At 68.5% G+C, this 20,211-nt stretch carries 16 protein-coding genes; 3 read left to right on the plus strand and 13 right to left on the minus strand.

What is annotated here, in order from left to right; all coding sequences use genetic code 11:
- Positions 1-65: 65 nt before the first annotated feature.
- A complete protein-coding gene (locus tag AC6I0Y_RS10530) occupies positions 66-953 on the plus strand; it encodes a LysR family transcriptional regulator (RefSeq protein WP_160708684.1) in 888 nt (295 codons plus the stop codon).
- A gap of 71 nt (positions 954-1,024) precedes the next feature.
- Here the strand turns inward: AC6I0Y_RS10530 and AC6I0Y_RS10535 are convergent, their stop codons facing one another.
- From AC6I0Y_RS10535 to AC6I0Y_RS10555, 5 genes are all read right to left on the minus strand, one after another.
- The gene (locus AC6I0Y_RS10535; RefSeq protein ID WP_497731718.1) at positions 1,025-1,819 is read right to left on the minus strand and encodes a hypothetical protein; all 795 of its coding nucleotides are present in this window, start codon (positions 1,817-1,819) and stop codon (positions 1,025-1,027) included.
- A gap of 118 nt (positions 1,820-1,937) precedes the next feature.
- Positions 1,938-2,879, minus strand: coding sequence for a VanW family protein (locus AC6I0Y_RS10540; RefSeq protein ID WP_160708688.1), 942 nt, complete (start codon positions 2,877-2,879; stop codon positions 1,938-1,940).
- Between the two features lie 3 nt (positions 2,880-2,882).
- Positions 2,883-4,337: a hypothetical protein gene (locus AC6I0Y_RS10545; RefSeq protein ID WP_497731721.1), complete on the minus strand. Its 1,455-nt coding sequence runs from the start codon at positions 4,335-4,337 to the stop codon at positions 2,883-2,885.
- A 228-nt stretch (positions 4,338-4,565) separates the two neighbouring features.
- The gene (locus tag AC6I0Y_RS10550; RefSeq protein WP_497731724.1) at positions 4,566-6,086 is read right to left on the minus strand and encodes an IMP dehydrogenase; all 1,521 of its coding nucleotides are present in this window, start codon (positions 6,084-6,086) and stop codon (positions 4,566-4,568) included.
- 463 nt (positions 6,087-6,549) lie between these two features.
- Positions 6,550-8,103 (minus strand): aminopeptidase 1, encoded by a 1,554-nt coding sequence (locus AC6I0Y_RS10555; protein WP_497731726.1) that lies wholly within the window; start codon positions 8,101-8,103, stop codon positions 6,550-6,552.
- A gap of 208 nt (positions 8,104-8,311) precedes the next feature.
- Here AC6I0Y_RS10555 and ngr point away from each other — a divergent pair, with 208 nt between their 5' ends.
- Positions 8,312-8,926: a nigerythrin gene (gene ngr, locus AC6I0Y_RS10560; RefSeq protein ID WP_497731729.1), complete on the plus strand. Its 615-nt coding sequence runs from the start codon at positions 8,312-8,314 to the stop codon at positions 8,924-8,926.
- A 460-nt stretch (positions 8,927-9,386) separates the two neighbouring features.
- Here ngr and AC6I0Y_RS10565 read toward each other — a convergent pair whose 3' ends face one another.
- Positions 9,387-9,917, minus strand: coding sequence for a metallophosphoesterase family protein (locus AC6I0Y_RS10565; RefSeq protein ID WP_497731732.1), 531 nt, complete (start codon positions 9,915-9,917; stop codon positions 9,387-9,389).
- Positions 9,918-10,663: 746 nt separating this feature from the next.
- Here AC6I0Y_RS10565 and AC6I0Y_RS10570 point away from each other — a divergent pair.
- Positions 10,664-11,383: an NUDIX hydrolase gene (locus tag AC6I0Y_RS10570; RefSeq protein ID WP_160708698.1), complete on the plus strand. Its 720-nt coding sequence runs from the start codon at positions 10,664-10,666 to the stop codon at positions 11,381-11,383.
- A 340-nt stretch (positions 11,384-11,723) separates the two neighbouring features.
- Here the strand turns inward: AC6I0Y_RS10570 and AC6I0Y_RS10575 are convergent, their stop codons facing one another.
- The 7 genes from AC6I0Y_RS10575 to AC6I0Y_RS10605 all read right to left on the minus strand — a co-directional run bounded on the left by AC6I0Y_RS10575 (position 11,724) and on the right by AC6I0Y_RS10605 (position 20,103).
- Positions 11,724-12,293, minus strand: a complete 570-nt coding sequence (locus AC6I0Y_RS10575; RefSeq protein ID WP_497731735.1) for an NAD(P)H-dependent oxidoreductase — start codon at positions 12,291-12,293, stop codon at positions 11,724-11,726.
- Between the two features lie 7 nt (positions 12,294-12,300).
- Complete coding sequence (locus AC6I0Y_RS10580) at positions 12,301-12,588, minus strand: YerC/YecD family TrpR-related protein (protein WP_160708702.1); 288 nt, start codon at positions 12,586-12,588, stop codon at positions 12,301-12,303.
- A gap of 7 nt (positions 12,589-12,595) precedes the next feature.
- Positions 12,596-14,224 carry a citramalate synthase gene (gene cimA / locus AC6I0Y_RS10585; RefSeq protein ID WP_497731739.1) on the minus strand — a complete coding sequence of 543 codons (1,629 nt, stop codon included), beginning with the start codon at positions 14,222-14,224 and terminating at the stop codon, positions 12,596-12,598.
- 6 nt (positions 14,225-14,230) lie between these two features.
- Complete coding sequence (locus tag AC6I0Y_RS10590) at positions 14,231-15,151, minus strand: branched-chain amino acid transaminase (protein WP_497731742.1); 921 nt, start codon at positions 15,149-15,151, stop codon at positions 14,231-14,233.
- A 177-nt stretch (positions 15,152-15,328) separates the two neighbouring features.
- Positions 15,329-17,500, minus strand: a complete 2,172-nt coding sequence (locus AC6I0Y_RS10595) for a C40 family peptidase (RefSeq protein WP_497731743.1) — start codon at positions 17,498-17,500, stop codon at positions 15,329-15,331.
- A gap of 288 nt (positions 17,501-17,788) precedes the next feature.
- Positions 17,789-18,358, minus strand: a complete 570-nt coding sequence (locus tag AC6I0Y_RS10600) for a hypothetical protein (protein WP_497731746.1) — start codon at positions 18,356-18,358, stop codon at positions 17,789-17,791.
- Positions 18,355-20,103 (minus strand): carbohydrate-binding domain-containing protein, encoded by a 1,749-nt coding sequence (locus AC6I0Y_RS10605; RefSeq protein ID WP_497731749.1) that lies wholly within the window; start codon positions 20,101-20,103, stop codon positions 18,355-18,357. Before AC6I0Y_RS10605 ends, AC6I0Y_RS10600 begins: the two co-directional genes overlap by 4 nt.
- Between the last annotated feature and the right edge of the window lie 108 nt (positions 20,104-20,211).

The raw sequence follows: 20,211 nt of genomic DNA on the forward strand, positions 1-20,211 counted from the left end.
ATCTATCGATAAGATAGTTTTATGATACGGTGGCGACGGCCAGAAGAACGAGAAGGGAGGCGCCCGTGCAGGACTTCCGCGTAAGGACCTTCCTCACGGTGTGCCGCACCCTCAACTACACGCGCGCCGCCGAGGAGCTCCACATCACCCAGCCCGCCGTCTCCCAGCACATCGCCTTCCTCGAGAAGGAATACGGCGCCGACCTGTTCACCTATCGGCGCAAGAAGCTCGAGCTGACGAAGGCCGGCCTCGTGCTGCGTGACGCGCTCTCCACCATGGCCCACGACGAGTCCATGCTCCGCGAGCGCGTGAGCGCCTTGGCGTCGGGCTCGGCCGTGGAGCTGAGCATCGGGATGACGCTCACGGCTGGCGAGTATCTGGCCGCCGCCCCCCTGGCGGAGTACCTGGCCGCGCGGCCCGACATCCGCGCCACCGTGCGCTCGGGCGGCACGCGCCGTCTCATCGAGCTGCTCGACGCCGGCACGGTGGACTGCGCCTTCGTGGAGGGTCTCTTCGACAAGAGCGCGTATGAGTGGGACGTATTCCGCACCGAGCGGCTCATCTGCGTATGCGCCGCCGGCCACCGGTTCGCCCGGGAGCCGCAGACGATGGAGGACCTGCTGGGCGAGCGCCTCGTCACCCGCGAGCCGGGCTCGGGCACCCGCGCCGTGCTCGACCACGCCCTGGCCGCGCGCAACCTCTCCATCGAGGGGTTCGCCGACACGCTCATCGCCGAGAGCCTGGGCGTCATCAAGGTGATGGTCGCCCACGACCTGGGCGTGGCGTTCCTTTACGAGGCCGCCGTGCAGCGCGAGCTGCAGGAGGGCTCGCTCAAGGAGGTGCCCCTGGCCGGCCCGCCCATCCAGCACGACATCGCCTTCATCCGCCTGAAGGGCAGCGCCTTCGAACCCGAGCTCCAAGCGCTCTTCGACGCCCTGCGGGAACGCTCCTAGCCCCCCCCAGACGCAAGAGGGGCCCGACCAGACGGCCGGGCCCCTCGCATCAGCGATGCCTTGGCGTCGCGCTACTCGTCCACGCTCATGGTCAGGGACAGCAGGGCGTCATGGGCAGCCGCCTGCTCGACCAGATCGCGGGTGAGGATGACGCCGCGGGCAGCGGCGAACACGCCGTCGGCGCTGGCCACGTCCTCAGTGAGGGTCTTGCCGATGAGGAATTCCACCAGCTGCGCATCCTCCTCGGAGAGCTCGAGGACCTCCTCCGCAACGGCGGCCTCCGCGAAGTCCTCCACGATCTCGTCCTCGACCGCCAGGGCAGCCACGTCGTCGGCCAGCAGCACATCGTCGGCCACCGGCTCGTCAGCCGCGACCGCGGCCGCAGGCTCGCCGCTCTCGCGCAGCTCGGCAGCCGTCTTGGCGCCGTCGTCGACGAAGACGAACTCGGGGGCGAAGAACACGAAGGCATCAGCCGCGAACACCGTGCCATCGTCGAGGGTGAGGCTGGTGACGGTGCCGTACACCGGGTCGAAGGCGTAGGTGGCCACGACGCCCAGCTTGTTGCCGGTGCGAGTGTAGACCTCGGCGCCGATGAGCGCGAAGCCGTCGCCGATGAGGGCCTGGGCCTGCGGGTCGGACGCCGCCAGGAAGTCCTCGCGCGACTGGACGGTGATGAACGTGTCGCCGACGGCGATCACGTTGGCGAAGGGCAGCACAAGCGGGGTGTTGGTGGTGGCGTTGGAGACGATGTAGTGGCCGACGGCCAGGGTATCGCAGTCAACGCGCAGCTCGCGCATCTTGCCGAGCACCTTGCGGTCATCCAGGCCGACGATGCTGCGAGTGAGGATGGATTCGTTGGTTTCCATGGTGGCTCTTTCTCCCAATGATGGACGACGGTGGCCGCAAGCGCGGCGTTGGTGCCCGCATTTCGCGCGCTTGGCCCATTGTATACGAAACGATGCCCGCCCGGGGAGGGAAGCAGCGCTATTTGCTGGGCTCCACGCTTCCCTCGGCGAGGGTGACCGTGGAGGAGTCGTCCACCAGGTAGATGTCGCTTGAGAGCAGGTCACGCGTGGTGCGCACGCCGTCCTGGTAGTACACGCGGAACGACTCGGAGATGTAGTACTGGCGCAGCTCGCCCTCGGCGTCCTTCTTCTCATAGCGATCCACCACGCGCGAGGTGGCATCCACGGTGACGCCCTCGGGCAGCGGGTCGCCGACGATGGTCACGTCCACCGTCTGGCCGACGGCCTTGGCGTAGATGGTGATGTCGTGCTCGGTGTTGTTGCGGATGCGCAGGTCGATCTGGCCGTAGACGATGGTGGCGTCCAGGCCGATGGGCGCGTAGTCCGACACGACGGAATGGGGATGACGCTCGACGATGTCCAGGTCGGCCTTGACGGCCGCGATGTAGAGGGCGGTGGACACCTGGCAGATGCCGCCGCCATCGCCGACGGCCACCTTGCCGTTGCGGATGACGGGAGCCTCCTGGTAGCCGCGCTCGGCGGAGCTGTCGCCCACCACCTCGTTGAACGAGAAGACGCCGCCGGGCTCGATGACCACGCCGTCGATGGCGTCGGCCGCCAGGCGGATGTTCTGGGCCCGCGCCGCGTCCTCGCTCTGGGAGATGGCCTGGTACTGGCCGATGATCTGCTGCTCGGGGGCCTCAGGCTCCTCCGGGGCATCGGGAGCGGGCGTGGGAGCCTCCTCCGGCGGCGCAGCGGCAAGGGCCTCGGCGGCCTGGTCGTTAGTCATCCACAGCACCGGGTTGCCGAAGGCCATGCAGGCCGAGACGGCCAGGGAGCAGAGCACCACCACGGGCAGCGCCGCCCAAGAGGCCCGGTAGGACGGAGGCATCTCAGGACGGCGGCGCGGAGCGGGCGCCCGCCGGTCAACGCGCTGATCGGGGCGGGCGTGGGCTGCCATGGCCTACCCCATCCTCTCGACTGCGTCCAGCTTCATGCGCTCGACGCGGGTGAGCACGCTTGACTGGCGCAGCTCGGCGGCGACCGCGCGGGCCTTGTCCCCATCGCCTGCCTTGACGTAGCAGGCCAGCTCGTCGAAGCGGGCGCGGCGGGCCTCGTCGGGCGTCGGCGCCGCGGCGGCGGCCTCTGCGAAGAGGCGCGCGGCAATGGGGTACACGCCGCGCTCGCGCAGCGACTGCGCCTTAGCGCAGAAGCCGTCATAGGACGAGGCCGCGGCAGGGGTCGGCTCGGGGGTCGCGATGGGCTCGGGCTCCGGCTCGGGCTCGGGGGTCGCAATGGGCTCGGGGGCCGGCTCGGGCTCGGGGGTCGCGATGCGGGCGGGCGCGGGCTCGGGGACGAACGCAGGCTCGGGCTCCGGCTCGGGAATGATGGCGGGTTCCGGCTCCGGCAGGGGCTCGGGAGCCACGACGGGCTCGGGGGCCGGCTCGGGCTCGGGGGTCGCGGTGCGGGCGGGCTCGGGCTCGAAGGCGACGACGGCAGGCTCGGGCTCCACGGCAGGCGCCACGGCAGACTCGGGCTCGAAGGCCGGCTCCACGGCAGGCGCCTCCTCCGGCGCGCGGGCAGCCGCGGGCTCCGGCTCGGGCGCAGGCTCAGGCTCCGGCTCGGACGCGAAGGAGAACACCTCCCACGTCGGCTTGGAAGATGCCGCGGGCTCCGGCTCGGACGCGGGAACGAACGCCGGCTCAGGCTCGCGCATCGGCTCGGGCTCGAACGTGACGACGGGCTCCGCCGGCTCGAACTCCTCGTCCTCCGGCTCCGCGTCAGCCGGCACGAAGGGCGAGGCTACGAACGGGATCTCCTCCACCGCCTCGATTTCCGCGGCCTCCAGGGCGGCAGCCTCCTCCAGGGCGCGACGGCGCTCCTCCTGCTCCTCGGCGAGCGGGCGCAGGTCGATCACGTTGACCTTCTCCACCGGAACCACCTTGGTAGTGGTGAGGTCGGCGAAGGGAAGCGATATCGTGGCGGGAGTGGGCTTGCCGTGAGCGGGCTTGGTGGGCTTGCTAGGCTTGGGGGCGACGCGCTTGGTGGGCTTCTTCGGCTCGACCACGGGCTTGACCAGCGGCTCGGCCGCCTCTTCCGAGGCAGGCTCCTGCGCGGCGCGGGCCTTGGCAGCCTCGTCCGCGCGCTTGCGGCGACGCGTCTTGTCAGCCGACTCGGTCATCCCCACGTAGACGGCCACGGGAACGACGATGCAGGCCACGGCAAACAGCGGGGCGGTCCACCGCTGCGAGAGCGCGATGGCGACCAGGAAGAACAGAACCACCACGAGGGTCACGCCGCCGAGCGATCCGATGACGGCACGGCGCTGGGAGCCAGGCGGGCTCAGGCGAATGCCCACCACCAGGCCGATGACCACGACCAGGGCCATCAGCGCGATGCCGATCCACGAGTTCTGCATGTCACCTCCCCGCACGAAAAAGAGCACACTGAAGCAATTATCCTATCGAAACCTGGAGTATACCACCAAGGCCCCGTTCGCAAGGGGCGATCAGGGCATCTCACGACTTCTCGCCAGCAAAACGCACAGTTCCCTCCCCCAGACGCAGGAAGGGCCCCGTCATCGGGGCCCTTCGGAAGCGCGGGAGTGCCGCAGAGCGCATCGTCAGGCGCGCTCCGCCTTCCTGCGTTAGCGCGTGTTGGAGACGTAGGGCGTCTTGTCCTTCAGCAGGACGTCGTGGGCGCCGCCCTCCACGATGGACGTGGCGCTGACCAGGGTCAGCTTCGCCTTGTCCTGGAACTCGGGGATGGTGAGCGCGCCGCAGTTGCACATGGTGGACTTCAGCTTGAGCAGCGTCACGTCCACGTTGTCCTTGAGGCTGCCGGCGTAGGGCACGTAGGAGTCCACGCCCTCCTCGAAGGTGAGGGCCTTCTTCTTGCCGCCCAGGTCGTAGCGGGCCCAGTTGCGGGCGCGGGCGCTTCCCTCGCCCCAGTACTCCTTCATATAGGTGCCGTTCACCATCACCTTGTTGGACGGGCTCTCGTCGAAGCGGGCGAAGTAGCGGCCCAGCATCACGAAGTCGGCGCCCATGGCCAGGGCGAGCGAGATGTGGTGGTCGTACACGATGCCGCCATCGGAGCAGATGGGCACGTAGATGCCGGTCTCGCGGAAGTACTCGTCGCGGGCCTTCGCCACCTCGATGGTGGCCGTGGCCTGACCGCGGCCAATGCCCTTGGTCTCGCGGGTGATGCAGATGGAGCCGCCGCCGATGCCGATCTTGATGAAGTCGGCACCCGCGTCAGCCAGGAAGCGGAAGCCCTCGGCGTCCACCACGTTGCCCGCGCCGATCTTCACCGTGTCGCCGTAGTGCTCGCGCACCCACTCGATGGTCATCTTCTGCCAGTCGGAGAAGCCCTCGGAGCTGTCGATGCACAGGATGTCGGCCCCGGCCTCCACGAGCGCGGGGATGCGCTCGGCGTAGTCGCGCGAGTTGATGCCGGCGCCCACCATGTAGCGCTTGTGGCCGTCGAGCATCTCGTTGGGGTTGGACTTGTGGGAGTCGTAGTCCTTGCGGAACACGAGGCTGACCAGGTGATCGTCGGCATCCACCACCGGCAGGGAGTTGAGCTTGTGCTCCCAGATGATGTCGTTGGCGTCCTTGAGGGAAACGCCGTCCTGGGCCACGATGAGCTTCTCGCGCGGGGTCATGAAGTCGGCCACCTTCTCGGTGAGCTCCATGCGGGAAAGCCGGTAGTCGCGCTCGGTCACCACGCCGAGCAGCTTGCCGTGGGCCGTGCCGTCCTCGGTGACGGGCATGGTGGAGTGGCCGTGCTCGTCTTTGAGCTCCACCACGTCGGCCAGCGTCATGTCGGGCGAGAGGTTGGCGTCCGAGGTGACGAAGCCGGCCTTGAAGTCCTTGACGCGAGCCACCATGGCCGCCTCGTCCTCGATGGTCTGGTTGCCGTAGATGAACGAGAGGCCGCCCTCGGTGGCCAGGGCCACGGCCATGCGGTCGTCGGAGACGGCGGCCATGATGGCGGACACCATGGGGATGTTGAGGGAAAGCGGGCACTCCTCCTCGCCCTTGCGGTACTTGACCAGGGGCGTCTTGAGGCTGACCGCCGCCGGCACGCAGGACGCGGGCGTGTGCCCAGGAACCAGCAGGTACTCGTTGAACGTGCGGGACGGCTCGTCGAAATAGAATGCCATGCGCTCTCTCCTTCTTCTCTATGGCCCTCTGACCTGCGGTGACGCCGCTTGCGAACGCGGCTGCGCGATAGGTTGAGTGCATTATAGACGGCAAAACCCCAGGTCGGCAGTCAGATCAGAAAATCGGCGGAATCTCCCGGCATGCGCGGGAGCGGGAGGGGGGGGGCGGGAGGACACGCCCGCAGGAGGGCAGAAGGACGGGGGCGGCCGCGCCCGCGGGAGGGAGCGCAAGCGCAGGAGGGCGAGGCGACGGGCGAGAAGGGGGGGGCGCCCGCGGAGGGGCGGGGACGCGACAAGGTGGGGCAGGCGAGTCGCAGGAGGGCGAGGCGACGGGCGCAGCGGCCGGCGGGCGCCCGCGGGAGGGCGCAGCGGCCCGCAGCCCGCCGGCCGCCCTGGGCTCGCGGAGGGTGCAGGGGCGGCCGACGCTCCGGCGCGCGGCGCCCCTGCCAGCGGAGACCGGACGCTAGGCGTTGCGCAGGAAGGCCTCGTAACCGCAGCGCGCCTCGTAGATGTCGGCCTTGCTCGTAACCTCCCACGGCGCGTGCATCGAGAGCACCGGCACGCCCGAGTCGATGACGTCCATACCATAGCGCGCGGGAATGTAGGCGATGGTCCCGCCGCCGCCTGCGTCCACCTTCCCCAGCTCAGCCGTCTGGAAGCTCACGCCGGCGTCGTCCATGACGCGCCGCACGCGGGCCACGTACTCGGCGCTCGCGTCGTTCGAGCCGCTCTTGCCACGCGCGCCGGTGTACTTGTTGAACACGAGGCCGCGGCCGAGGAAGGCGGCGTTCTTCGCCTCAAATACGCTCGCATAGGCGGGGTCGAAGCCGGCGGACACGTCGGAGGAGAGCATCGACGAAGCCGCGAGGGCGCGGCGCAGGGGCAGCGCGCCCTCCTCGCCGGCGAGCGCCATCACCTCGGCGATGACGTTCTCGAAGAACAGCGACTCCATGCCCGTGGCGCCCACCGAGCCGATCTCCTCCTTGTCCACGAGCACGGTGACGGCCGTCTTTGTCGGCACCTCGTCGGCCAGCGCCAGCTGGGCCACGAGCGACGTGTAGGCGCACACGCGGTCGTCCTGGCCGTAGCCGATGATCATCGAGCGGTCGAAGCCCAGGTCACGCGCGCGTCCGGCGGGCACGACTTCCAGCTCGGCGGAGAGGAAGTCCTCCTCGGCGATGCCGTACTTGTCGGCCAGCAGCGCCAGCGCGAAGGCCTTGACGGGATCCTTCGGCGCGTCGGCGGCAGGAGCGCCGTCGGGGGCGGCGGCGGCAGGAGCGCCGTCGGGGGCGGCGGCGGCAGGAGCGTCGGCGGGGGCGGCGGCGGGGTCCCTCGGCGCGTCGGCGGCGTCTCCGGCCGTCTGGGTCGCAGGCGCGGCCGCGGCAGCCGGGGCCTTCCCCGCCTCGGCGACGAGCGGGCGGTTGCCGACGAGCACGTCGAGGTCCTCGCCTTCCACGACGATGCTCCCCTTCTTCTCCATCTGCGCGCGACCCAGGTGGGGCAGCAGGTCGGTCACGCAGAACACAGGGTCGGCCGGATCCTCGCCGACGTTCACCTCCACCACAGAGCCGTCGGTCTTGGCCACCACGCCGTGGAGCGCCAGCGGCAGCGCCGTCCACTGGTAGTTCTTGATGCCGCCGTAGTAGTGCGTGTCCAGCAACGCGAAGCCGTGGGCCTCGTAGAGCGGGTTCTGCTTGAGGTCGAGGCGCGGCGAGTCCACGTGCGCACCCAGGATGTTCATGCCCGCGGCGAGCGGGCTATCCCCCAGCTGCACCAGGACGAGCGCCTTGCCCTGGGCGGCAGCCCACACCTTGTCGCCCGGCACGAGGGCGCGCCCTGCGGCCACGGCCTCGGACAGCGGGCGGTAGCCGGCCGCCTCGGCCTTGGCCACGGCGGCGGTCACGCATTCGCGCTCGGTCTTGTTTTCCGAGATGAAGTCCCGATAGTCGGAGGCCAGGGCCTCGACGGCCTCGTGGGCGGCCTCGTCGTACGTCTTCCACGCTGCTTCGCGTTCCATGCGGTTCCCTTCTCGCGCTTTGGGGCCTGCCGGCATCGGCAGGCGAAACGTCTCGCCCCCATTATCGCCAAGCAGTTGCGCTATTTTGGAAACATTTGTGAAAAGCAGGGAATGGGCGGCTGCGCCCCCGCCACGGTCGTGCCTATAATAGGCGGGCACACGAGATGACCCCGTCTCGTCATCCGAACAAGCAAGAAGGAGCAACGCCATGACCATGAAGATCCGCCAGGAGATTCCCACCCCCGCCAACAGCACCAACTTCAACGTCGTGCCCGACAGCACCACCACCGTCGGCACCACGCTCGAGAACCTGAAGGCCGCTGTCATGGGCGAGACCGGCGCGTCCGCCAAGTACGCCGCCTTCGCCGCCGCCGCCCGCGCCCAGGGCTACGAGCAGATCGCCCGCCAGTTCGAGGCCACCTCGGCCGCCGAGCAGATCCACATCGGCCTTGAGGCCGCGCTCATCCAGGCCGCCGAGCCCGACTACGTCCGTCCCGAGGCTCCGCAGATGGAGGGCATCCAGACCGACCTGAACCTCATCTCCGGCGCGCTGGGCGAGATCTACGAGACCTCCGACATGTACCCGTCCTTCATCGTGAAGGCCCAGGAGGAGGGCGACGCCAAGGCCGTGCAGGTGTTCACCCGCGCCAAGCTGGCCGAGTCCGTGCATGCCGAGCTGTACCTGGACGCCTACAACAACATCGACGCCGAGGACGACCGCTCCTTCTACCTGTGCCCCGTCTGCGGCTACATCCACAAGGGCGACGACTTCGAGAAGTGCCCCATCTGCTTCTGCGCTAAGGACAAGTTCCAGGTGTTCTAAGCCAGCGCAAGACAACGTGCAAGAAAGGCCGTCCCATCAGGGGCGGCTTTCTTTTTTTGTCGTCCAAAGGGCCAAAGTACACCAAGGAGAACAATCCCCGCCGCACAACGCTGACGCCGACCAGGACGGAATGCTCGCATTGGCGGGAACAGTGCTGTGGAGCAGAGGCGCGGGGAGGGAGCCGGAGCTGCGGACGGGGCGGAAACGCGGGGCCGTCGGCGGAGCACCGTGGGACGGAGGCGCGGGGGAGCCGGAGCTGCGGAGCCGTCGGCGGGGCTGCGGGGCGGGAAGGCGGGAGCCGTCGGCGGCGCGCTGTGGGCGACACAGCTCTGAGGCGGAGTGCCGCTGCCCGCATTGGCGACGGGCAGAGGGATGGGGCGCGAGCGCCGCGCGGGCATGCGAAACACCGTGCGCCGAATGTTTCACGTGAAACATTCGTTCTCGCCGCAAAAAGCAGACGCTAAGGATGGCGGGGCCATGTGAAGAGAGACTCCCCCTCGAGAGACTCGACGTGCGCGCTGAGAATGCGGCCGCCTTCGACAGACACCTTCGCAATGGAACGCGGGAAGCCGCCACGAGGACGAAACGCCGAGCCGGGGCAGATCAGCAGCGTGGCGGGCCGGACGTCGCTCCCCCACTCGAGCTTGGGCACGTGGGTGTGGCCGTGAACGCAGATGTCGGGCAGCGGGTCGCCAGGCGCCAGGGCCGCGCTGCCGGCAGCGGTAACGCGCACATCGCGAGGGTAGTGGGCCACGAGGAAACGAACGCCCTCGAGGACAGGACGCGCGAAGCGCCCCACGAAGTCGCCGTATTCCGGGAAGTCGTTGTTGCCCAGAACGGCAGTCACCGGAGCCAGCGTCTCCAGCTCGCGCAGGATGGCAGGGTCGCCGATGTCGCCTGCGTGGATGATGTGATCCACATCCGCCAGCGCCGCGTAGGCCCGATGGTCGAGCCGTCCGTGCGTATCCGATATGATGCCAATGGTAGCCATGCCCCCCATAGTAGCAAAAACCACCTGCGTCCGCTCGCGCCTGCACACGCCTCGCCCCGACGGCCGTGCCGGCTCGCCCGCGCTCGCCCGCCCTACCGACCACGCTCGTCTGCCCGCGCCTGCTCGCTCCCGCCGCCAGCTCGCTCGCGCTCGCCTCCCGCCCACGCTCGCCTCATCGACCACGCTCGTCTGCTCGTGCCTGCCCGCCGTCATCCGTGCCTACTCGCGTTTGCGTTCACGCAGCCGTGTCGAGCGCTCTTTCCGCGTCCGCACGCGTCCACTTCATCCAGACTTGTCCTGCGCTCAGTGCCTCTGGGATGTTTCACGTGAAACATTCGTTTGCAAAACAGCGGCTCCCGTACCCCCCGTTTTCACCGTACGAATGTTTCACGTGAAACATTTTCTCCGCGCTGGATGGGGTTTCTCCTAGGAGTTCGTTGCCGAAAACCCACGTGGAATTGACTAGGAGGTTACGACGATGACGAGAACATGAGGGGAGAGTGACACGGGGGTAACTACGCCGCCACGAGGCCACGAGGCTCCTTGGGCGCTCGCTATACTGCTAACCAGCAGATGACAAGTACATAAGAAGACAGTTTCCTTTCCTCCTTCTCTCCTGAGAGCGCCGGTTCCTCCCCTTTCCGGTGCTCAACCGAATCGGCGGCTCCCCCTAGGCCGCCCTTTCGGCGTTTTCGGGGCTTCTCGCACGAGAGAGCGGGGAGGTCGACCACACGAGAGGAGTCTCCATGAGCCTCGTCGAAAACAATGAGATCATTCACGATTCCCATCGGGAAGATCAGCATTCACTGCCCCAATTTAAGGACATCGAACTCGTCAGCGACGGGTGGATCAAGAAGTATGTGCTCACCTATGAGATGCCCGATGGGTCGGAATACCGCTACGAGAGCGTCTCGCGCAAGGGGCTTGACGCCTATCGCGCCCAGCTGCTGGGAAACGCCGCCGGCCGCACGCCCGAGCCCGACGCCGTGTGCATCGTGCCCGTGCTCCCCGACGACAGCCTGCTGCTCATCCGCGAGTTCCGCTACCCCGTGAATGCCTCGGTCATTGCGTTTCCCGCCGGACTCGTCGAGCCGGGCGAGACGCTGGCGGACTGCGTCGACCGCGAGCTGCGCGAGGAAACCGGCTACCGCCTGCGTCGCGCGTTCGACCGCGACCCGCTCATGCCGCTGCCGCAGTCGGGGTATTCGTCGGTGGGCATGGCGGAGGAGAACGTGCGCGTGGTCATCGCCTACGTCGAGCCCGACGGCGACGCGCAGCCGGGAGAGGGCGAGTTCATCGAGCATTTCACGCTCACCCGCGACCAGGTGGGACCCTTCCTCGACACGAATCGCGAGCTCATCGGCACACGCTGCCAGCTGCTGCTCGAGGCCGTGCGACGCACCAACGTCCTGCGCAAGCGCCTCACGCTGCTGCAAAACCCCCTCAGAAGCGAGGACTTCGCCTAAGGGGGCGGAAGCATCCGGGCTCGGGCAAATCGGCGGAATCGCCCGAGCCGCTGCCCCCCGGGCGCCCGGGCCATCCGGGCCGCCGGCACCACCGGCACCGCTCGAACCATCCGACCCGCCCAAACCACTGGCGCCACCCGAGCCGCTGGGCGCCTCCTCCGACCCGCCCAAACCGTCGGCGCCAATCGAGTCGCCGGACACCCCCCGGCGCCGGCGTCACCCGAGCCGCTAGGCCCCTCCCTCCGGGCGCCCCGAGCGCCCGGGCTGCTCCCTCCTTCCCCGGCCACCCTGCGTGCAAGGAGGGAGCGGCCCGCAGGGCCCCACCAGAACGAAGCGCTAACTAGCGGGCAGCCTTGAGGGCGGCTACCTTCTCGCGTGCCTCGGCGAGCTGCGCCTCGACGTCGATACCGCGCACGTCAAGGTTCTCGGCGACGGCAAAGCGCACCTCGGGGATGCCGAACATGCGGGCGATACCGCACAGGTACTCATAGCCCAAGTTGGCACCGGCCACCGAGCCGCCGCAGGTAGTGAGGTAGGTGAGATGCCGCGCGCGGCAGAGGCCCTCGCAGCGGGCGTCATCGGTGTAGTGGAAGGTGATATCGCACACGCTCACATGCTCGAGGTACACCTTGAGCGCTGCGGGAAACGACAGGTCCCAGTACGGCGCGCCGACGACGATCTCATCGGCCTCCGCGAACTGCTTGGCCAGGTCGAACACCGGGTCGTCGAAAACGCCCGCTGCCTCCAGCTGAGCGCGGTAGGCGACGGATTCCGCATAGAAGGGCTCCGGGCGCATCTGGCCCAGGTTCACTTCCTGCACGCCGTCGATGCCCTCCAAGTACTCGCGGCACAGGCCCAAGGTGCGCGACTCCTCGTTGCGCAGGCAGGCATTCACGAACAGCACGGTCACGGCTTCCTCACTTTCCCTCGAGCACGTCGAGCGCGGCGCGGTAGCCGCCGCTGCCGTAGCTCAAGCACTTGGACACGCGGGCGATGGTGGTGGCCGACGCCCCGGTGGCCTCCTCGATGGCGGCATAGGACTTCCCCGCCGCAAGCAGCCGCGCCACAGCCAGGCGCTGAGAGGTCTCGCGAATCTCGCGAATGGTGAACAAGTCCTCCAACAAGGTGAACACGGTGTCCTCATCGTCAAGGGCCGCCAGCACGGCCAGCAGGTCGTCAACGTCCTTCGTGCGAATGTCGCTCATGGTCAGATCACTCCTCTGCGGAAGCGGCCGCCGGGCGCTCAAGGCTCCCGCGGTGCGCCGCGCGCACCAGGCCGTACTCTATGGAATCGACGAGCGCGTTCCACGACGCCTCGATGACGTTCTCCGACACCCCCACCGTCCCCCAGGTTCCGCAGGTGTCTGCGGAGGTGATGGTGACGCGGGTGATGGCGTCCGTTCCCTGGCTCTCGTCGAGCAAGCGCACCTTGTAGTCGATCAGCTCCATGGCGGCCACCTGCGGATACGACTCGCTGATGGCAAGCCGCAGAGCGTTGTCGAGCGCGCCGATGGGGCCGGTTCCCTCACCCGTGGAGACGAACCGGCGGGCGCCCACGTGAATCTTGACAGTGGCCTCGGACATGGCGTCCTTAGCCAGCGCGCCCGTATCCTCGTGATCATCCACGATGACCCGGAAGCTCTCCAGCGTGAAGGCGGGGCGGTAATCCCCCAAGTGACGCATGAGCAGCAGGGCGAGCGACCCGTCGGCCACCTCGTAGGAGTAGCCGGCCGCCTCGCGCCGCTTGATGTCGTCGAGTACCGCCTGCACGTCCACGTCAGGCACCGTCAAGTCAAGGCCGAGCGACGCCGCCTTCTGGACGAGCGACGCCTTTCCCGCAAGCTCGCTCACGAGCATGCGCGCGCTGTTGCCCACGGCCTCGGGACGTGCATGCTCGTAGGCCTCGGGAAAGCGCGCGATGGCGCTGGCATGCAGGCCGCCCTTGTGGGCGAAGGCCGAAGCGCCCGTGTAGGGATGATGAGCTGGCAGCGACACGTTGCACAGCTCGGCCACGTACTGGGCCACGCCGGTCAGGTCGCGCAGGCGGTCGGGCCCCACGCAGGCGGCGCCCATCTTCAGTTCCAGGTCGGCGATGACCGTGAGCAGGTCGGTGTTGCCCACGCGCTCGCCTATGCCGTTGACGGTGCCCTGCACCTGCGTGACGCCGGCGCGCACCGCGGCCAGGGTGTTGGCCACCGCGCAACCGGAATCGTTGTGACAGTGGATACCGAGCGCCTGCTCCGGCAGGGCGGCTGCGACGGCCGCGACGGCCTCCTCCACCTCGAAGGGGAGCGCCCCGCCGTTGGTCTCGCACAGGTCTATCGAGTCGGCACCGGCCTCAGAGGCCGCGCGCAGGCACGCCAGCGCGTAGGCGGAATTGGCCTTGTAGCCATCGAAGAAGTGCTCGGCATCGAACACAACGCGCCGCCCCGCGGCCTTCAGGTAGGCCACGGAATCGGCTATCATCCGCAGGTTCTCCTCAAGCGAGGTCTGAAGCGCGCGAGTGACCTGGGCATCCCAGGTTTTTCCCACGATGGTGACCACGGGCGCCCCGCAGGCCAGCAAATCGGCCAGCCCCGGATCGTCGGCCGCGGCCACGCCCTTGCGGCAGGTCGATCCGAAGGCGGCTATCTGCGCGTGGGCCAAGGAAAGCTCCCGCACCTGGCGGAAGAACGCGATGTCCTTGGGGTTGGACGCGGGAAAGCCGCCTTCGATGTAGTCAATGCCAAAGGCGTCGAGCCGCTCGACGATGCGCAGCTTGTCCTCAAGCGAGAGCGTGATGCCCTCGCACTGCTCACCGTCGCGCAGCGTGCTGTCATAGGTGTGGATGCGGCGACTCACCGCGCCTTAGACCTCCGTCAGCCAGTCAGTGTACTCCTCCACGCGACCGTAGGCCACAGCGAAGAAGCGCTCCTGGAGGGCGCGGGTGACCGGGCCCGGCTTGCCCACCTCGCGGCCGTCCACGGCCCCGATGGGAGTCAGCTCGGCAGCAGAGCCGGTCATGAACACCTCGTCGGCAACGTAGAGGTCGCAGCGGGTCAGGCTCTCCTCGATGGCGGGAATCTCCAGATCCTCGGCCAGGCAGAGCACCGTGTCGCGCGTGATGCCCTCGAGCAGGCCGTCGGAGAGCGGCGGCGTGGAGAGCACGCCATCGCGCACGACGAACAGGTTCTCGCCCGTGCCCTCGCAGACCAGGCCGTCCTCGTTCAGCATGATAGCCTCAGCGTAGCCGTGCTCCTTGGCCTCCAGCTTGGCCAGGATGGAGTTCATGTAGGACGCGGTGGCCTTCACCGCCGGCGGGATGGCATTGTTGGAGCGCTGACGCCACGAGGACACGCCCACGGACACGCCGCTCTCCAACGCCTCGGGGCCCAGATAGGCATCCCACGGCCACACGGCGATGACCACATCGGTCGGCGCGCCGCTGGGATCGACGCCCATGACGCCGTAGCCGCGATACACGAGCGGGCGAATGTAGCAGGACGGCAGCTTGTTCGCGCGAATGACCTCGAGGGTGGCTTCGCACAGCTCGTCCACCGTGTAGGGCAGATCGATCAACGCGATCTTGCAGCTGCGGTGCAGACGCTCCATGTGGTCGCGCAGGCGGAACACGAAGCTGCGGTCGGAGTCGGGGTCCTTATAGCAGCGGATACCCTCGAAGACACCAGACCCGTAGTGCAGGGAGTGCGACAGCACGTGCGTGGTGGCCTCAGCCCACGGAACCAGCTCCCCGTTCTTCCAAATGTAGTCCACTTCGGTGATGTCCATCTTGCGCTCCCTTCTTGGACCCTCTTCCAGATGACACCGCATTTTACTCCAACGAACTAACGTCCACCGCCTTTTCCGCCGAGTGGGGCAAAAAGAAGGGCCCCGCCAGCTCAGCAGAGAGCGAGGCGGGGCCCACGGCCGCGTCCCCGGGGGAGGAGCGGCTGAAAGCAGGTGTGCTTAGGACAGGAACTGCGCCAGGCGCTGCAGCGGCTGGGACATCAGCTTGGCAGAGCCCTTGTCCTTGCCCAGGACGAAGAGGTCGGCAACGGGAGTCATCGGATCCTCCACCAGGTCGGTGATGACCTGGTCGGTCACCGGGCGCGTCTCGATGACGCGCTTGGCGAAGGTGGGCATCTGATCCTCCATGGCGGTGATCTTCACCACGTCACCCGTGTGCGGCGCCTGGATGTAGTAGCCGTCGCCCAGGTACATGGCCACGTGGCCCACGCCGTCGGACTGGCGATCGAAGAACAGCAGGTCGCCCATGTGCAGGTCCTCGAAGTCCACATCCTCGCCCACCAGGCACTGGAAGTAGGTGGTACGCGGAATCTCGACGCCCAGAACCTCGCGGTAGCAGTACTGCACCAGGCCAGAGCAGTCGAAGCCGTCCGGGGTGGTGCCGCCCCACAGGTAGGGGGTGCCCAGGTGGGACGTGGCCTCGGCCACCAGGTCAGCGAGCGTGCGCTGCTCCATGATCGCCTCGCCGGTGATGGGGTCGAGCATCTCCTTGCCGGTTTCCGGATCAATGACCGGGAACTCGAAGGTGGAGACCATCTCGTAGTCCAGCGGCTCGTCGAAGCGGGTCAGATCGTAGGTCTCGATGATGTCCTGCAGCTTCTCGGAGTACTGGGTGTCGGTGGCGTAACGGCCCTCCAGGTAGTCCGTGGCGTCCACGAAGGTGGGGGCGTTGGACTTCCACACCGGCGCATAGAAGCCGTCGAGGCCCTCGCACATGAGGTCGGCGTAGTCGTTGAGGGAGTCCTTCACCGTGTCGTACTTGCGGAAGTCCGACAGAATGAAGTAGATGAGGCCGGTGCCGTCGTCCTCGGCGGTGCGCATGAGGACGCTCTCGCCGTTGTGGGAGCCCTTGATGCCGAAGAGGTTGTTGTTCGGCGCCTTGGCCAGCATCGAATTGCCCGAGGCAGACTCGAGAATGGCCTGGGCAATCATGACGGACGCGTAGAGGTCGCGCTCCTGGCCGATCTCACGCGCCTGCTCGCCGATCATGGCGATGAACTTCTCGGTGGTGAGATCGTGGGTGTAGTGCTTCGGCGTGTAGGTGGTATCGCCGTTGTAGGACCACGACGGGTAGGACGGGTTCTCCGCCGCCGGCGGGTCGGCCGGCGTCACGGGCGCCGGAGGCGTCGGGACGGTGGGCGCGACGACCTCGGCCGGCGCCTCGGCGTCGGGGGCCTCAGCCTTGGGAGCCTCGGGGTCGGCCGGCTTGGCCGGATCCTCGGCCTCCGGATCCTTGGGGTCGGCGGGGTCGGTCTTGTCCGCGGGATCGGCCGGCTTGGCCGGGTCGGCCGGCTTCACGGGATCGGTCTGGTCGCCTGGCTTGGCCGGCTCAGAGGGATCCGCCGGATCGGTCGGGACGGTCGGCTCAACCGGCTTCACGGGATCGGTCGGCTCAGCCGGGTCAACGGGCTCCGTCGGGACGGTCGGGTCGGTCGGCTCGACGGGGTCAACGGGGTCGATCGGATCCACCGGATCGACCGGATCGGTGGGGTCAGTCGGCTCAACCGGATCAACGGGGTCAACCGGGTCGGTGGGGTCAGTCGGCTCCCCAGGCTCCCCGGGCTCCCCGGGCTCCACGGGATCCGTGGCGTCAGGGTTCTCGGGATCGACGGCGTCCGGATCCTTGGAGTCGGGACCGACGATGGGCGCCGGGTTATCGGGGTCAGGCTCGACGGCCTCGCCGTTGGCGGCCGCGTTCTTCTCGGCCTCCGCCTTGGCGGCAGCCTCTTCGGCGGCCTTCTTCTTCGCCGCTTCCTCCTGGGCCTTCTTCTCGGCCGCAGCAGCCTGGGCCTTGGCCTTGGCGCTGGCGATGTTGTCCGCAGTGGCGGGATCGATGGCACGCAGGGCGCCCAGATCGATGGAGTTGAGCTCCTCCAGGCTGAGGGAGCCGCCATTGAGGTACTTCACGACCGCGCCGCTGCCGGCAAAGCCGGTGCTGCGAACCTTCTCGATGACGGCCGAAGCCGCGTCCTTGTCGCCGAAGGCATCACCGTCTGCCAACGTGAGGCCTGCGATGGGCGTCACCGCAAGCGCGGTGGCGACCACTACCGCGGTTGCGCCCTTGACGCGATTGCGCCGGGCCCGCGTATCCTTGCCGCTATTCTTACGCATGAGAACCTGCTTTCAGAGTAATGCGCCGCAAAGCAGATAGAGCGGTAAAAGCGTGTGCTACCGCGCGCTGCCCTGCATGCGCGTCTTCTGTCATCGACGCCCATCGCCCCCGCAACGGCATCGATCCTCTTCTCAGATAACCGTGAATTTATCACAGGCACCCGACGACCGCAAGGCAAAGATGTCGTTTTGGTAACAGACGCAGACAGGTTTCAGGGAAAATTCAAAGTGCCGAAGTCAGGATATCCCCGACTCCGGCACAGGCTCCGATGACGTCCTCCGCTGTTTCTAAGCAGTAACCCCGCCCTTTCCATCTGGACGATCGCCGCCACGGTCGAACCCGCCGAATCCGCCGCGGCCGCCGGCCCCCTCAAGCCGGGAGGAGCCCTCGGTGGAGACGGTGGCGCTCACCGCAGAGCCGCCGTCAACGGAACCGCCCCGCCAGAGAGCGCCCTCCGGGACAGCGCCGACCAGCATGCCGCCCACCACCACCTGGCACGTCGCGCCGTCGGCCAAATCGGGGCTCGACACTACGACGCTCTGGAAGGCGGCCTCCGCGGTGAAGGAGGCCAGCACGACGCCAGCTTCGTCGACGAGGGACACGGCATCGCCCGCGGCGCCGCTCGCGGCCACCAGGACCGAGGGCTGCGTGCCGCCCGTAAAGCCCATGGCCATGCCCGCCGAGCCCACCATGATGACGGTGCCGCCGTTGACGGTGGCCTCGAGCTCGTAGTCAAGGGTGCTGTCCGCGCCGCCCGTCGGGCCCGTGACGAGAACGGTACCGCCGTTCACCTCCACCGATCCGTTGCTGTCGATGCCGTCACCGCCGGCCACGATGACGAGGGACCCGCCGTTCACCTGGATGAGGCACTCCTCGCTGGCGCCGGGCAGGGCGCCGCCCCCGGCCCGAAGCCGCCGCGTCCGCCCCCGCCGTCGGGGGCGCCGCCGGGGCGCTCCGCGGAAGGGGCGCCCTCCGCCGACGCGCCATTGGGGGCGTCCTGTGGGGCGGCGGGAGGCTCGGTGCCCTCGGGCAGCACGGGAGGCGTGCCTCCTTCGGCCGAGGCGCCAGCGGGCGGGGCGGACGAGCCGTCCTCACCAGGGGCGGCATCTCGCCAGGACGGACGCTCGTCCCCGGGGGAAGCCTCGTCAGAGCCGGGCGCCGGGGCCGGAGCGGCGCCCGGGTTCCCCGCCCCGCCCGACGGCGCGTCGCCGGCAGGCGCGCCCTCGGCAGGCGCCCCTGCGGTGGCCCCTGCGCCTGCGCCTTCGCCTTCGCCTTCCGCAGCGGTCGGGTCTTCCGCTGTCGAGGCGTTCACCGCGTCGTCGGAGGCCACGATGCGCGTGGCCCCGCCGTTGACGTAGACCTTCTCGGACTCGTAGCCCTCGTAGCAGGCCGCCACGTCAACCTGACCGTCGTCGACCACCAGCTCGTACTCGGTATGGAAGGCGTCGTCGCCTGCCCGCACAGACAGCGTGCCGCCCGCGATGCGCCCGAGCACCTCCGAGCGGAAGGCGTCATCGGCCGCGTCAATCGTCACCGTGCCACCCGTGACGCGGAAGAGGGTGTAGGCGTCGACGCCGTCGTCGCCAGCCGTCAGGTCGAGCGTGCCGCCATCAAGCGTGACGAAGCCGCGCGCCGGATCCTCGTCGTTGTTGGACTTCACCGCATCGCCCCCGGCCGTCACCGTGATGTCGCCGTCGGCCACCTTCACGCAGTCGCGGCCGCGCAGGCCGTCCTCCGCCGCCGTCACCTCGTAGGTGCCGCCGGCGACAACCAGGTCGTCCTTGGAGACGATGCCGTGGCGGTAAGAGCCCTCCACGGCAAGCGAGCCCGTGCCGTTGAAGGTGAGGTCACCCTTGCTGAATACGGCGCCGTTCGGCTCGTCCTCGCCCTCGGCCAGCTCGTAGGACGCGCCGTCGGCCAGGACGTTGCGCGTGCCGTCGGCGAGGGTCACGAACACCTTGTCGGCGCTCTTCACGTAGAGGGCCGGGCCGGACTCGTTGCGCACCGACGCGCCAGCCAGCACCACCTGAACCTTGTCGGCGTCCTTGTCCGCCTCCACGACGATCTGCCCCTGATCGAGGCTACCGGTCACGACGTAGGTGCCGGCCGCGTTGATGGCAAGGGTGCCCGTGGCGGCGTCGAACGCGGCGCCGGGCCCTTCCACGGTACCGGCGGACAGATCGACGGCCGTGACCGAGGTCGCGTCGTAGGAGGCGTCGCCATCGCGCTTGCTGTACTCGAAGTCCATGGCCCCCACGTCGGCCAGGGCGGCCGCCTCGGCTGACGCGGGGGCCTCCGAGGCGGCAGGCTCGCCGCCGGACGCACTCGCGTCGGCGGCCGGCCCGGCCGAGCATCCGGCCAACCCCAGCGCGAGCGCAGCCGCCAAGGCCGCGCCCAGCACGCGCTGGCCGGCGTGCGACCGGGGGCACGCGGCCAGCCCGCCCGCGCCACCGCGCGCGATGGCGGCCTGAGCTCCGTGACGGAAGGGGCCAGCGCCCCCGCGACGCGCTCTCCAACGCCTAAGGGCATCCGCCCGGCGCGCTCCTCCCCCGCCATCCTTCGCGGCCACGCGCCCCAGACGGCGCCTCGTCCTCTCTTCCACGTGTCCTCCTTCTGCAGGCTTGTCGCAGCAGTGCAAGCCCTTTCGCGTATTCTCTTACTTATATATAGGTAGGGTTCTCTTCATTACGAGCCGCAAGATGCCGCACCG

It is taken from the genome of Adlercreutzia sp. St.1H8 (assembly GCF_059728655.1).